This window comes from Micromonospora fluostatini (assembly GCF_050410825.1).
Classification (GTDB): domain Bacteria; phylum Actinomycetota; class Actinomycetes; order Mycobacteriales; family Micromonosporaceae; genus Micromonospora; species Micromonospora rosaria.
The window spans coordinates 1,642,255-1,657,154 of sequence record NZ_CP191251.1 but is presented as its reverse complement, the minus strand read 5'-3'; the positions used below and the strand labels follow the sequence as shown (position 1 = coordinate 1,657,154).

Annotated in this window: 7 protein-coding genes; 2 read left to right on the top strand and 5 right to left on the bottom strand. The window is 73.9% G+C overall.

Annotated elements, in window-relative coordinates; all coding sequences use genetic code 11:
* Nucleotides 1-68: 68 nt before the first annotated feature.
* The 4 genes from ACQUFX_RS06940 to ACQUFX_RS06925 form a co-directional block, all read right to left on the bottom strand.
* Entirely contained in the window at nucleotides 69-6,413 is a 6,345-nt protein-coding gene (locus tag ACQUFX_RS06940) for an amino acid adenylation domain-containing protein (RefSeq protein ID WP_428965198.1), read from the bottom strand.
* 137 nt (nucleotides 6,414-6,550) lie between these two features.
* Nucleotides 6,551-6,805: an acyl carrier protein gene (locus ACQUFX_RS06935; RefSeq protein WP_169807126.1), complete on the bottom strand. Its 255-nt coding sequence runs from the start codon at nucleotides 6,803-6,805 to the stop codon at nucleotides 6,551-6,553.
* A 103-nt stretch (nucleotides 6,806-6,908) separates the two neighbouring features.
* On the bottom strand, nucleotides 6,909-7,955 hold the full coding sequence (locus tag ACQUFX_RS06930; protein WP_428965197.1) for a beta-ketoacyl-ACP synthase III: 1,047 nt from the start codon (nucleotides 7,953-7,955) through the stop codon (nucleotides 6,909-6,911).
* 183 nt (nucleotides 7,956-8,138) lie between these two features.
* Nucleotides 8,139-9,494, bottom strand: coding sequence for an ATP-binding protein (locus ACQUFX_RS06925; RefSeq protein WP_428965196.1), 1,356 nt, complete (start codon nucleotides 9,492-9,494; stop codon nucleotides 8,139-8,141).
* Nucleotides 9,495-9,850: 356 nt separating this feature from the next.
* Here ACQUFX_RS06925 and ACQUFX_RS06920 point away from each other — a divergent pair, with 356 nt between their 5' ends.
* Nucleotides 9,851-10,018, top strand: coding sequence for a hypothetical protein (locus tag ACQUFX_RS06920; RefSeq protein WP_428965195.1), 168 nt, complete (start codon nucleotides 9,851-9,853; stop codon nucleotides 10,016-10,018).
* Between the two features lie 72 nt (nucleotides 10,019-10,090).
* On the opposite strand, the gene ACQUFX_RS06915 is transcribed toward ACQUFX_RS06920, so the two are convergent.
* On the bottom strand, nucleotides 10,091-13,114 hold the full coding sequence (locus ACQUFX_RS06915; RefSeq protein ID WP_428965194.1) for an AfsR/SARP family transcriptional regulator: 3,024 nt from the start codon (nucleotides 13,112-13,114) through the stop codon (nucleotides 10,091-10,093).
* 319 nt (nucleotides 13,115-13,433) lie between these two features.
* On the opposite strand from ACQUFX_RS06915, the gene ACQUFX_RS06910 reads away from it, so the two are divergent.
* Nucleotides 13,434-13,940, top strand: coding sequence for a nuclear transport factor 2 family protein (locus ACQUFX_RS06910; RefSeq protein WP_428965193.1), 507 nt, complete (start codon nucleotides 13,434-13,436; stop codon nucleotides 13,938-13,940).
* The last annotated feature ends 960 nt before the right edge of the window (nucleotides 13,941-14,900 follow it).

Below are 14,900 nucleotides of genomic sequence, written 5' to 3'. Positions count from 1 at the left end.
TTCGGAAGGAGACTATCGACGTTTCCCGGTGGGCAGCGGCAGATTGCGGGGCAGGTTCCCCCGCGCATTCAGCCGCTGGTCGGGCCGCTGGGCAGGGCGGTGCCGGCCTGGGTGCGCCGGCGCAGGGCCGGGCGGGCGCGGGCCGGGGCGGCGGCGGGCAGGTGCCCGGTGAGGGTGGCGATGGTGGGGGCCTGGAAGACGTCCCGGATGGTCAACTCGACCCCGAGCACCGCCCGCGCCCGACTGGCCAACCGCGCCGCGAGAAGGGAGTGCCCGCCGAGTTCGAAGAAGTCGTCGTCGATACTGACCGACGCCACCCCCAACACCTCCGCGTACAGGCCACACAGGATCTCCTCCCGCGCGTCCCGCGCCGCCCGCCCCTGACCCGCGCTGGCCGTGAACTCCGGCGCGGGCAGGGCCCGCCGGTCGAGCTTCCCGTTCGCGGTCAACGGCATCCGCTCCAGGAGCACCACCGCCGAGGGGACCATGTGCTCGGGCACCTGCCCCCGCACCCACTGCCGCACCTCCGGCACCTCGATCGCGGTACCGGCCTCGGTCACCAGGTACGCGACCAGGCGCAGGGTGCCGGACGGATCGGGCGCGGCCAGCACGGCGGCCTGCGCCACCGCCTCGTGCCGCAGCAACACCGCCTCGATCTCCCCCGGCTCGACCCGGAACCCCCGCACCTTCACCTGACCGTCGACCCGGCCGACGAACTCCAGCACACCCTGCGCCGTCCACCGGGCGAGGTCACCCGTGCGGTACAGCCGCTCCCCCGCACCCCCGAACGGATCCGCCACGAACCGCTCCGCCGTCAACCCCGGCCGGTTCAGGTACCCGTGCGCCAGGCCGACACCCGCGAGGTAGACCTCGCCGACGACACCGACCGGTGCCGGCCGCAACCGGTCGTCGAGGACGTAGGCGCGTTTGTTGGCGACGGCCCGGCCGATCGGCACCGTGGGGCCGTCGACGTCGGCGGGGACGTCGAACGTGGTGGTGAAGCCCATCGACTCGGCGGGCCCGTACCCGTTGACCACCCGCAGGTCCGGGCAGCGGGCGGCGATCCGGGCCACGTGGGCCGGCGAGGCGGGTTCCCCGCCGGTGAAGGCGACCCGCAGGCCGTCGAACACCTGCGGATACTCATCCACCAACAGATTGAACAACCCCGACGAGAGTTGCAACATCGACACCCGGTGCTCGACCGTCAACGACGCGATCAACCCCGGCTCCGGACGCTGCCCCGGCTGCAACACCGACACCCCACCGAACAGCAACGCCCCCCAGAACTCCAACGAGAACGCATCCCACGACACCGGCGAACACTGCAAAAACACCTCACCCGGCCCGAAACAGGAATACCCCTGCCCCACCACCGACCCCACCAACGCCCGATGCGACGACACCACACCCTTCGGCACACCCGTCGACCCCGACGTGAACATCACACACGCCACGTCACCGGGGTCGACCCGGATGCCCGGGTCGAGCGGCGGGTGCGCCGCGACGGCCTCGGCGTCGGTGTCCACCCGGACCACCGGCGTGCCGGCGGCCACCCGGGCGGCGAGGCTGTCGCGGGTCACCACCACCGCCGCCCCCGCCTGCGTCGCCGTCCAGGCCAGCCGCTCGTCGGGGAACTCCGGGTCCAGCACCACGTACGCCGCACCCGTCTTCACCACCGCGACCAGCGCCACCGCGAAGTCCAACCCGCGTTCGAGCAGCACACCGACGGCGGCGCCGCGCCGGACGCCCCGGGAGCGCAGCAACCGGGCCAGCCGGTTCGCCCGCGCGTCCAGCACGGCGTAGGACAGCCGACCGCCCTCGCCGACCAACGCCACCGCCCCCGGGGCCGCCACCACCCGCGCCGCGAACAGAGCGGCCAGCGACTCGTCCGGCACCGGCACCACCGTCGCGTTCCAGTCGTGGACGACGGCCCGGTGCTCGTCGGCACCGATCGCGTCGACGGTGCCGACCGGTCGGGTGGGGTCGGCGAGCACCTGGTCGAGGACCTGGAGCAGACCGGCGACGAGGCGTTCGACGGTGCCGTGGTCGAAGATCGCGGTGCTGTAGAGCAGCGCGCCGCCGATGCCGGCGTCCCCCTCGTCGCGGAGCAGGAACTCCAGGTCGAACTTGACCGCCCCGGTGTCCACCACACCGCCCCGTCCGCAGTGCACGCCGGGCAGCCGGAGCTGGCCGTCGGCCGCGTCGTCGAGGGCGAGGCAGACCTGGAACAGGGGGTGCCGGGCCAGCGTCCGGACCGGGTTGAGGGCTTCGAGCAGCAGGTCGAAGGGGAGTTCCTGGTGGGCGAGGGCGTCCAGGTCGGTGCTGCGGACCCGGGCGAGCAGGTCGGCGAAGGACGGGTCGCCGGAGGTGTCGGTCCGCAGGACGACGGTGTTGACGAAGAACCCGACGAGGCCGTCCAGGGCCGGGTCGCTGCGGCCGGCGACGGGGGTGCCGATGGGCACGTCGGTGCCCGCGCCGAACCGGGTCAGGGTCAGCGCCAGCGCGGCCTGGAGCACCATGAACGGGGTGCAGCGCTGCTGGCGGGCCAGGTCGGCGATCCGCCGCCGCTGCGCGGGGTCGATCCGCACCGCCACCGCCCCGCCCCGGTGGTCGGCGACCGGGGGCCGGGGGCGGTCCAGGGGCAGCCCGAGTTCCTCGGGGAGCCCGGCGAGGGCCTGCCGCCAGTAGTCGAGGTCGGTGGCGTGCAGGCTGGCCGGGTCGGCCGGGTCGCCGAGGGCCGCCCGTTGCCAGAGCGCGTAGTCGGCGTACTGCACGGGCAGCGGCGTCCACTCGGGGGCCCGGCCACCGACCCGGGCCGCGTACGCGGTGGCCAGGTCGGCGAAGAGGGGACGCAACGACTGGCCGTCGGTGGCGATGTGGTGCAGCAGGATCAGCAGGACCCGGTCGTCGGCGGCCAGGTCGAACAGGGTGAACCGGACCGGCGGGGCGGCACCGAGGTCGAAGACGTGTCCGGCCGCCGCCGCGAGCCGCGCGTCGAGGTCGTCGGGGCTGACGGCCTGCCGGTCGAGGGTGACCGGGGCGGGCGGGTGGATCCGCTGGTACGGCTCCCCGTCGACCGTGGGGTACCCGGTCCGCAGGATCTCGTGCCGGCCGACCAGGTCGGTCAGGGCGAGGTGCAGGGCGGCCACGTCGAGGTCACCGGTGAGCCGGACGGCGAGCGGCACGTTGTACGTCCGGCTGCTCCCCTCCAGCGTGTCGATGAGCCAGAGCCGGCGCTGGGCGTACGACAGCGGAATGCGGTCGGCCCGGTCGGCGGGGACGACGGCGGGGCGGGGGCGGGCCCGACCGGTGTCGGCCAGGTGCCCGGTGAGGGTGGCGATGGTGGGGGCCTGGAAGACATCCCGGATGGTCAACTCGACCCCGAGCACCGCCCGCGCCCGACTGGCCAACCGCGCCGCGAGAAGGGAGTGCCCGCCGAGTTCGAAGAAGTCGTCGTCGATACTGACCGACGCCACCCCCAACACCTCCGCGTACAGGCCACACAGGATCTCCTCCCGCGCGTCCCGCGCCGCCCGCCCCTGACCCGCGCTGGCCGTGAACTCCGGCGCGGGCAGGGCCCGCCGGTCCAGCTTCCCGTTCGCGGTCAACGGCATCCGCTCCAGGACCACCACCGCCGAGGGGACCATGTGCTCGGGCACCTGCCCCCGCACCCACTGCCGCACCTCCGGCACCTCGATCGCGGTACCGGCCTCGGTCACCAGGTACGCGACCAGCCGCAGCGTGCCGGACGGATCGGGCGCGGCCAGCACGGCGGCCTGCGCCACCGCGTCGTGCCGCAGCAACACCGCCTCGATCTCGCCCGGCTCCACCCGGAACCCGCGCACCTTCACCTGACCGTCGACCCGACCCACGAACTCCAACACACCCCGCGCCGTCCACCGGGCCAGATCACCCGTGCGGTACAACCGCTCCCCCGCACCCCCGAACGGATCCGCCACGAACCGCTCCGCCGTCAGACCCGGCCGGTTCAGGTACCCGTGCGCCAGACCGACGCCGGCCAGGTACACCTCGCCGACGACCCCGACCGGCACCGGCCGCAACCGGCCGTCGAGCAGGTACGCCCGCTTGTTGGCCACGGGGGTGCCGACCGGAACGGAGGCGCCGGTGATCCCCGCCGGCACGTCGTAGGTGGTGGTGAAGCCCATCGACTCGGCCGGGCCGTACCCGTTGGCGACCCGCAGTCCCGGGCACCGGGCCTGGATCCTCGCCACGTGCGCCGGGGACGCCGGCTCACCCCCGGTGAAGGCGACCCGCAGGCCGTCGAACACCTGCGGATACTCATCCACCAACAGATTGAACAACCCCGACGAGAGTTGCAACATCGACACCCGGTGCTCGACCGTCAACGACGCGATCAACCCCGGCTCCGGACGCTGCCCCGGCTGCAACACCGACACCCCACCGAACAGCAACGCCCCCCAGAACTCCAACGAGAACGCATCCCACGACACCGGCGAACACTGCAAAAACACCTCACCCGGCCCGAAACAGGAATACCCCTGCCCCACCACCGACCCCACCAACGCCCGATGCGACGACACCACACCCTTCGGCACACCCGTCGACCCCGACGTGAACATCACACACGCCACGTCACCCGGATCGATCCCGACACCGGGGTCGGTGCCCGGCCGCGCGGCGATCGCCGCCGCCTCCGCGTCGACGGCGACCACCCGGCCGGCGGGGCCGAGCCGGGCGGCCAGGTCGGCCCGGCTGACCACCGCCGAGGCGCCGGTCTCGGCCACCGTCCAGGACAGCCGCTCGTCGGGGAACTCCGGGTCCAGCACCACGTACGCCGCACCCGTCTTCACCACCGCCACCAGCGCCACCGCGAAGTCCAACCCCCGCTCCAGCAGCACCCCCACCACGTCACCCCGGCGGACGCCCGCCGCCAGCAGGTGCCGGGCCAGCCGGTTCGCCCGCGCGTCCAGCACGCCGTAGGACAGCCGACCGCCCTCGCCGACCAGCGCCACCGCCCCCGGGGCCGCCACCACCCGCGCCGCGAACAGAGCGGCCAGCGACTCGTCCGGCACCGGCACCGCCGTCGCGTTCCAGTCGTGCAGGATCCGGTGGCGGTCGGCGTCGTCGAGCAGCGTCAGCTCGCCGACCGAAACGCCGGGCCGGTCGGTCATCCCGGCCAGCAGGTGGTGGAAGGTGCGCTGGTACGCGTCGAGGTCGACGCTGTCGGCGTACGCCGCGTCGATGCTGACGTCGATCCGGAGTCCGCCCTCGGGGTGGTGGGTGACGGTGACCGCGAGGTCCTCGGCGGTCCCGCCGGTGGAGAAGAGGTGGTGCACGGCGGGCAGGCCGGCGAAGGTGTCGTGCTCGTCGCCGGCCACGATGTTCACCACCGGACCGAACTGCCGGTGCCCGTCGGTGGGCCAGTCCAGGTCCCGCAGCAGGTCGGTGGAGTCGTACCGCTGGTGCCACTGGGCGCGCAGCGTCTGCCCGGCGGTGCGCGCGGCCAGGGCCTCGGCGGGCTCGGCGGGGTCGATCCGGCAGCGCAGCGGGAGGATGTTGGCCATCATGCCGGGCGCGTTGATCGCGGTCGGCGTGACCCGCCCGGGGACCGGGAGGCTGAGCAGCACGTCCGTCTGGCCCGTCCAGTGGTACCGGTGCACGGCGGCGGCCGTGATCAGGGCCTGTTGCCAGGTCACGCCGGCCCGTTCGCTGAACCGGCGCAGCCGGTCGGCGATCTCCGGGGCGATCCGGGTGACCTGGCGGACGATCCGGTTGGTGGGCTTGTCGGCGGAGGCGGGGCCGGGGGGGTAGCTGGCACCGGCCATCAGCGTGCGCCAGTACGCCCCGTCGCGGCGGTGCGCCCCGGTGCCGGGGTAGCGCGCCTGCTCGTCGAGGGTGGCGAGGAAGGAGCCGAGCGCGGGGCCGACGGGAGCGCGCCCCTCGGCCAGCGCGGTGTACAGCTCGGCGCCCCGCCGCCGGACCACCGTGGAGGTGTACCCGTCGTGGATCAGGTGGTGGGCCCGGTTGTACCAGAGGAAGTGCTCCGGCCCGAGCTGGTAGACCTGGTGGTGGAACAGGAGGTCCCGTTCCAGGTCGGGGGCCCGGCCCAGGTCGTCGCGCATGTGACGCAGCGCCGCGGCCGTCGGGTCCGGTTCGGCGCTCAGGTCCAGCAGGGTCGGGGTGAAGTCCGGGGCCGGTCCGACGTACTGCGCGGGCACGCCGTCGACCTCGGTGAACCGCAGCCGGAACGTCTCGTCCTCGGCCACCAGCGCGGCCATCGTGGCGAGCAGGATCCCGGGGTCGAGCGGGCCACGGATCTCCAGGTAGCCGCCCATGTTGTAGACCGGGTTCCCCGGATCGAGCCGTTGGGCGTACCAGACGCCGAGCTGTGCCGCGTTGAGTGGCCGGGCCTGGTTCACCGGACCGGACATGATGGACCCCCATCTGCGAGGAGTGCGGAACGGACGGATGGACGACTGCGGCCCACCGCGACGCCGTCAGCTGACGTGGGGACGCGGTGGGCCGTCGTCGGGACTGCGGGGACCTGCGGGGGCTACCGGCGGACGGGTCACTGCTTCCGCGCGATGAGGTCCAGGATGTCCTGGACGGTCTGCACGCTGGCCAGCTCGTCGTCGTCGATCTCGATGTCGAAGTTCTTCTCGACCTTGACCAGGATGTCGACGAAGGTGAGCGAGTCGATCCCGAGGTCCTGGCTGAACCGGTCGGCCGGGCCGATCCGCACGGCCAGGTCGGGGACCTGCTCCAGGACGATCTCGTTCACCCGGTCCAGGGTGTCGGTCGCGGACTCCAGGGTGTTGTTCACGGGTCTCTCCCATCGGCTGTCCGCCCTCGGGGGCGGGATCTGTGGTCGGGGTGCTGCCGGTTGGTCCGCCCCGGGCCGGTCGGGCCGGTCGGGGAGTCGGGGGTCAGGCGGTCGCGAACCGGGGCGTCGAGCCCAGGTCGGGCCAGGTCAGCGCCGCCGCGCCCCAGGTGGCTCCGCCGCCGAAGGCGGCCAGGAGCACCCGGTCGCCGGGGGTGAAGGTGCCGGCCTCCACCGCGTCGGCGAAGGCCAGGGGGATGGAGGCGGCCGAGGTGTTCGCCACCCGGTCCACGTTGATCACGGCGCGTTCGGGGGCGATGCCGATCGCCTCGGCGGTGGCGGTGAGGATGCGCCGGTTGGCCTGGTGCGCGACGAGCCAGTCGACGTCGTCCACGGTCCAGCCCATCTGCTCCAGCACCCGGGTCGAGGCCAGGCTCATCCGGTTGATCGCGTGCTTGTAGACCGACCGGCCGGCCATGGTGAAGTAGCTGTGCTCGGCGTCGACGGTGACTCCGACGGCCCGCTGCCGCGAGCCGCCGGCCGGGGTCTTCATGATGTCCAGCAGGTCACCGTCGCTGCCGAGCAGGTGGGCGGTGAGGCTGCCCTGCTCGCCGGGGCGGCCCGCGCGGATCACCACCGCGCCCCCGCCGTCGCCGAAGAGCGGGGCGGTGATCTGGTCGGACTGGTCGATGATGGTGGAGACCGCGTCCGCGCCGATGACCAGGCCGGTGCCGTACGCGCCGGAGGCGAGCATGGCCGCGCCGACCGAGAGGGCGTAGACGAACCCGGAGCAGGCGGCGTTGAGGTCGAAGGCGGCGATGCCCTTGAGGCCGAGGCGGGCGGCGACGGCGGGGGCGGTCGCCGGGAACGGGTGGTCCGGCGTGCAGGTCGCCAGGATCAGGAAGTCGATCGCCGGGTTGCCGCAGGACTCCAGGGCCCGCCGGCCCGCCTCGACGGCGAGGTCGGAGGTGCCGCCGTCCCGGTCGAGGAGGAACCGCTGCTCGATGCCGGTCCGGTCGCGGATCCAGTCGGTGGTGACGCCGAGCTGCGCGGCGACCTCGTCGTTCTTCACCGCCCGCTCGGGCACGTACGCGCCGAGGCCGGCGATGACGGCCGTTCTGGTGTGCTTGCTGTACTCGACATCAGCCGACAAGGTCGTCCTCCCTCGTACCGTGATCGAGCTCGGCGGCCAACCCGCCGGGTTCGCTCCCGCTCGGTGTGCAGTCATTCAACCGGCGGCCCCGGCCGGCCGGCGGCAGTTGTTCCGGCACCCGCCCAGCAGTTGCGCGAGGCCCGGCGGGGTCTGCCGGCGGGGTCCCGGCCCCGGTAGGTCCCGTCACGCCGCGACATCCGCCGGCACCGGCTCGACGCCGGGCCCGCAGAGCTGGGCGGCGCGGACCAGGTGCAGGATGCGGAACCGCGACTGCCCGGCCTCGTAGCTCGGGCGGACCAGGCCGTGCAGCACCAGGTCGCGTACCGCCCGGCCGCTGTCGGGCAGGTTCCGGCCGGTCAGCGCCATCACGTCGGGCAGGCCGAAGGTGTCGCCCCGGGCGCAGAGCGCGGCGAGCAGATCGCGGTCGCCGGCCGGCAGCAGCGCCAGGCGGCGGTGCAGGGCGTCGCGCAGCCGGGTGCCGCCCTCCGCACCGGCGAGGTGCTGGAGCAGGCCGGCGGGATCGCCATGCAGGCACTGGTGCAGCGTCGGGACGTCGTAGACGACCAGCCAGGAGGCGACGGCCTGCACCGCCTGGGGCAGCCCGTCGACCCGCCGGCAGATGTCGGCGACCAGCGGCGCGTCGGCGGCGGTGAGGGTGAAGTCCGGCCGGGCCCGCCGGGCCCGCTCGACGAAGAGCCGGACCGTGGGTACCTGGTTGACGGCCAGCGGGTCGGCCGGGTCCGTCTCCTCGGGCAGCGCGAGCGGGGCGAGCAGGAAGGGCCGTTCCCCGGGTACGTCGAGCGGCCGGTCGGCGGTGACCAGCAGCCGCAGTCCGGGGCAGCCGCGCAGCAGGTGGGCGACGCGCTCGGGGCGGACGGTCCGGTCGCCGAGGCCGTCGAGCACGAGCAGCGGTGGCCGGTCGGCGACGGTCTCCACGAAGGCGGTGAGGTCGTCGCCGGCCGCCGGGTCGGCGGTGTCGAGGAGCTGGTCGACGCAGCCGCGCACCAGGGCGGCGAGGCGGTCCCCGCCCGCCCCGGCCGGCGGTTGCGCCACCGCGCACCACAGCACCGGGGTCCGGTCGGCGGCGTGCAGCCGGGTCGCCACCTCCACGGCCAGCCGGGTCCGGCCGACCCCGTTCGTGCCCACGATGGTCACCAGGCGTTCGGCGCCGGAGCCGAGTTCGTCGGTGATGACGGCGGTCTCCTGCTCCCGACCGAGCAGGGCGTCGACGGCGACCGGGGGCGCCGGCGGTTCGGCCTCGTAGCTGGCCTTGACCGCCCAACTGGTCCGGCCCTGGTTGGCGGCGGTCTCCAGGTCCGCGCGGGCCCGCAGGCCGAGCCGCAGACCGTCGGCGATGAGCCGTACGGTGTCCTGCCGAGGGCGGCGGGCCCGACCCTGTTCCAGGTCGCGGATGGCCCGCACGCTGACCGTGGAGAAGTCGGCCAGTTCGCGCTGGGTCAGCCCGATCCGCATCCGGTGCTGACGGATCAGCAGGCCGAACTGCGGGACGTCCTCGGTGGTCCGTACGTCGATGCTCATGATCGCGTTCTCCACTTTCTCCGGCTGCGGGCGATGTCGGTAACGGGGAGCGGACGGTGACTACCGTCAATCCCATGGCCGGGATTCCTTCCCGTCGCAATCCATCGTCCGCACGCCGCTATCGGCGGGGCATCACGCGCCCAAGCCCCGCGCCGGGGCAGCTCAGGACGACGGTCCGGGGGTGCCGGCGGGGCCGGCGGGGGCGCTGGACGACGCCTCGCCATCCCGGCGCAACCGCCCGGCCACCCCACCGCGATAACGGTGATAGCGCCGGGATAACTGCTGGGATAAGGCCGGGATTCCGCCCGTCGATAGCTTGTTGTCAACCCCACCGGGAAAGCCTCGAAGGAGTCGACATGGGCCGCACCACCGCACTGAAGATCTTCGCCGTGGCCGCCGCGATCGCCGGATTCATCACCTTTGGTGCGGCGACCGCCCAGGCCGACGACGCCCCCGCCCCGACCGGCGGGCCCGTGGTGGTCACGCCCAGCCCGAGCCCGAGCGCCAACCACCCCTGGGACTGACCCGGCGGGTCAGGAGGCGGTAGACCCGCCGCAGGGCGGGTCACCGGATGCGGCGGACCGCCGCAGGGCGGGTCAGGATGCGGCGGACCGCCGCGCGGCGAGGTCCTCCAGCAGCCGCTCCGCCTCCCGCAGTTCGTGCCGCATCCCCCGCTCGCGGAACGTGACCACGGCGTGCTCCAACAGCTCCCCGGCCTGACCGGGAGCACCGGTGCGGGCCATCAACCGGGCGATGTCCAGCCGTACCGCCGCCGCACCGCCGTGGTCCATGATCTGTTCCCGTACCGCCAGGGCCCGCTCGAAGGCCCCCCGTGCCTGGTCGTACCGCCCGGTCGCGGCGTGCACCTCACCGAGGTTGCGCAGCAGGTGCCCCTCGCCGATGATGTCCCGGCTGCGGCGCACCATGGTCAGCACCCCGGTCAGGGTCTGCTCGGCCTGCGCGTGCTCGCCCCGCTGCAACTGCACCTGACCGGCGCGGCGCAACGCGTGCGCCTCCCCCCGGGTGTACCCCACCGAGCGGAAGATCTCCAACGACTCCTCCAGTTGGGCGTGGGCGACCGCGCTGTGACCCCGGCGCATCCAGATGTGCGCGCTCTGGGTCAGCACCGTCGCCCGACCCACGATGTCGCCGACCCGCTCGAAGTCCCGTGCGGCGTGCTCGTAGAGCACCAGGGCCCGGTCGTCGTCGCCGCCCTGCCGCTCCAGCAGGGCCAGATCCCGCCGGCACAGCGCCAGCCCGTGCACGTCGCCCAGGTCGTCGAAGATCTCCAGCGCGGCCCCGAGCGACCGGCGTGCCTCCTCGGGCTGCTGCCGACTGATGTGCAGGGTGCCCAGCGAGCTGAGCACGGCGGCGCTGCCGCGCCGGTTGCCGGCCGCCCGGGTCACCTGCAACGCCCGCTCGTGGGTCCGTTCCCAGTGGTCGAAGTAGCCGCGTGCCTCGAAGAGGGTGACCAGCGTGGTGGCCAGGTCCCAGCAGAGTTCGTCCAGCCCGGCCTGGGCGGCCTGCTCCACCGCCAGGCAGAGGTTGGCCTGCTCGCTGTCCAGCCACTCGATCGGGTCGGCGAGGATCCGGTCGAGGTAGCCGGCCGGGGGCTGCCAGCGGGGCGCGGAGCCGCGCAGCACGGTGAAGTCGCCGCCGTACACCCGGGCGTGGGCCTGCTCGGTGATCGCCAGCCAGCCGCCGATCATCCGCTCGGTCGCGGCGAGCTGCACCGCCGGGCTGTCGTGCAGGGCGAGCTGCTCCCGGGCGAACAGCCGGATGACCTCGTGGAAGCGGTACCGGAACTCGCCGGTGGACTCGACCGCGACGGCGTCCAGCATCTGCACGTCGACCAGGGGTTCCACCAGGTCGGACGGGATGGGCCGGTGGTCGTCGAGCAGCGCCCCGGCGATCCAGCCCGGCATCGTCGGCCCCTGCGCCAGGCTGAACAGCCGCAGCAGCCGGCGGTCGGCGCGGTTGAGCCCGTCGTGGGTCAGCGACAGGCTGGCCCGCATGGTCATCTCGCCGTGTGCCAGTTCGTCGAGGCGGTGCCGCTCGTTGGCCAGCCGGTGCACCATCGAGGCGAGCGTCCAGTGCGGCCGGGCGGCCAGCCGCGCCGCCACGATCCGCAACGCCAGGGGCAGCCCGCCGACCGTGCGGACCAGCGCGGCGGCGGCCTCCGGCTCCCGCCCGACCCGGTCGGCGCCGATGACCCGGCCCAGCAGGTCCAGCGCCTCGGCCTGGTCGAGCACGTCCAGCTCGACCCGCTGCGCGCCGGGCAGCGCGGTCAGCCGGGACCGGCTGGTCACCAGCACGGCGCAACTGCTGCTGCCGGGCAGCAGCGGGCTGATCTGCCGTTCGTTGGCGGCGTCGTCGAGCACCACCAGCATCCGGCGGGTGGCCAGCAGGGTGCGGTACATCTCCGCGCGCTCGTCGGTGTCGTCGGGGATGACCGGACCGGGGATGCCCAGTGCCCGCAGGAACCGGCCGAGCGCGTCCTTGGCGCTGACCGGTTCGGACCCCGCGCCGCGCAGGTCGCAGTAGAGCTGCCCGTCGGGGAACCGCTCCCCGCCGAGCCGGTGCGCGATGTGGGTGGCCATCGCGCTCTTGCCGATGCCCGGCTTGCCGGCGATCACCACCACGCCGAGCGACCGCCGGCCGTCGTCGCCGAGCAGGGCGGTCTCGATCGACCCGACCAGCGGCTCGCTGGTCACGAAGTCGGCGGTGTCCGCCGGTAGCTGGTGGGGGCGTTCCTCGCCGTACGGGGTCGGCGCGACGGGGGCGACCGTCGCCCGGCCGTGTTCCGGGCCGTGCGGGGCGGCGCCGGCGGCGTACAGGGCCGGGTCGCCGGCGAGGATGGCGCTCTCCAGGTGGCGCAGCTCCTCCCCCGGTTCCAGGCCCAGTTCCTCGGCGAGCAGCGCCCGCCCCTCCCGGTAGACCTCCAGCGCCTCGGCCTGCCGCCCGGAGCGGTACAGCGCCAGCATCAACTGACCGCGCAACCGCTCGCGCAGCGGGTACTCGTGCACCAGCCGGCTGACCTCGCCGACGATCTCGTGGCTGCGGCCGAGGCCGAGCTCCAGTTCCAGGTACGTCTCGATGGCGGTGAGCCGGTCCTCGTCGAGCCGCAGCCCCCGGGTGCGCAGCGCCTCGCTGGGGATGCCGCTGAGGCAGGGACCACGCCACAGGGCCACGGCGGCGCGCAGCGTCTCGGCCGCCTCGGCGATCCGGCCCTCCTTGACCAGCACCCGCGAGGCCATCACCTGCCGGTTGAACACCTGCAGGTCCACCGTGTCCTCGTCGGTGCTCAGCACGTACCCGGGGGCGCGGGAGACCACCGCGGCGGCCACCCCGGCGGCGGTGAAGCTCTTGCGGATCCGGGAGACGCAGATCTGGATCTGGGTACGGGCGGTGTCCGGCGGCTCCTCGTGCCAGATGAGGTCGAGCAGCCGGTCGGTGCCGACCACCCGACCCGCCTCCATGAGCAGGCAGGCCAGAATGATCTCCTGGCGACCGGGTGGGATCCGCACCGTGCCGGTCGGCCCTTCCACCTGCAGGGGGCCGAGCACCCGGAACATGATCCGGTCCCCGGCGACTGGTCTGGCGGTGAACGAGTCGGGCATGCGTCTCCCGTGCCGACAGCTATTCAGAAGTGACTATTCTTCACGTAGCTCACCCCATCTCAGCGGCGCTGTCCACCAGCGTAGAGATCATCTCTTTCGAACCGTCCGTAGGTTGCGCAATCGCACGTCGGGATGGTCCAGTTCCTGCTGTTCCCCACGGGTAACCTGCGCCGCAAGGGTCACCGCCCTCCGCCCCGGCCAGGTCCGATGCCTGCGGGAAAGCGCGGTGATAGGCGGAAGTTGGCCTTCTGCCCGACAGTTTCCACAACGGCCACGGATCGTGGTCCAACGGGGAACGACCCGCAGGGAGGAACATCCGATGAGCAGCCACGGGGGGGCACGACCGACCCGGAGCACGGCGGTGACGGCGGCCGGCGTCGACCACGTCCGGTTGTCGTACCACTACCTGGACACCGGCGACATCGACGCCTACGGGTCGCTGCTCGACGAGCACGTCCAGGTCCGCCGCCCCGACCTGGCGCAGGGGCGGGGCCGGGCGGAGGTACTGCGGACCCACGCGCAGGTCGCCGGGCCACCCGCCCGCCACCAGATCTACAAGGTCATCGCCGACGGGGACGGCGTGGCCGTGACCGGACGCTACACCGGATCGGTCGCTCCCCACCCCGGCCAGCAGCCCGACGGCGAACTCGACTTCGTCGACGTCTTCACCCTCACCGACGAGGGCATGCTGCTCGGCTACCGCCGCTACTACTTCGTCGCCCCCGAGCCGGACGGCTGGCGCGGCGCGCGCGGCACGGCCCTCGCCGCCCGGGGTCCCGACGACGGTACCGACCAGCCCGGTGTGACCACACACCCGCTGGGGTAACCGACCCGCCCGGGGCGACCGCTGTCCACACCGGACGGTCGGATCGTTCCGGAACCAGAGCCGCCGGCGTCCCCGCACCGACCGGTGCCCGGTACGGGCATCGCCGGCACCGGGCGGTGCGGCCCCACGGCCGCACCGCCCGTCCTTCTGCCCCGAATCGCTACCCCGGCCTACTGTCCCCCGTCGGTCCTCCGGGCCGGCGGCTGCTGCCATCTGCGGCCCCGGCTGCGGCCCGGCTGCGGACAGGCGGGCTGATGTCCGCCCTGGGCCGACGACCTCGTCGGTGACAACCTGTCGAGCTGCCCCACCCATGAGACCGCGCCACACCGGTCACCGACATTCCCGTGTCGTCCACGATCGTCGGGCCGGACGTCGGTCCTGATGGCCACCGGCGCGTCCCGTCGTCGCAGGTCCCGCCAGTAACAGGTCAGACGGGTACGGTTCAGACGGTGCGGATGCCGACGCCGCCCCGGCGGCCGCAGGTCCCAGCGGCCGCAGGCCCGGCAGCCACGGTCCCGGCAGCCGCAGGTCCCAGCAGCCGCAATCCCGGCAGCCGCAGCTCGGCAGCACCGTCCCGGCGGCCGCAATCCCGGCGGCCGCAGCTCGGCGGCACCGCCCCGGCCAGCGCCGGCCGTGCAGGCGTGGGCCAGGCGGGAATCCCGAGGCGTGCCCCGTCCGTGAGGGCAGCTCGAAAGCCTGCGCGCGGTCTTCCCTCGCCGTGACCGTCGCTCCCACCGAGTCGTGACGGCGGGACGGGGACCCACCACCGGCTCGCCGGGCGGCACGACCGAGCTTCGAGCCACCACGACCACGGAGGCGGCCGCCGAGTCCGTCGGGACCACACACGCCCCGGTACCACACACTCCCTGGTACCGCACACGACGGCCGGGGCCGCCGGAGCCGGGGCCGCCGGAGCCGATGGCGGCTTGGGTGCCGGGACCCGCACCGACCGCGCAGGCC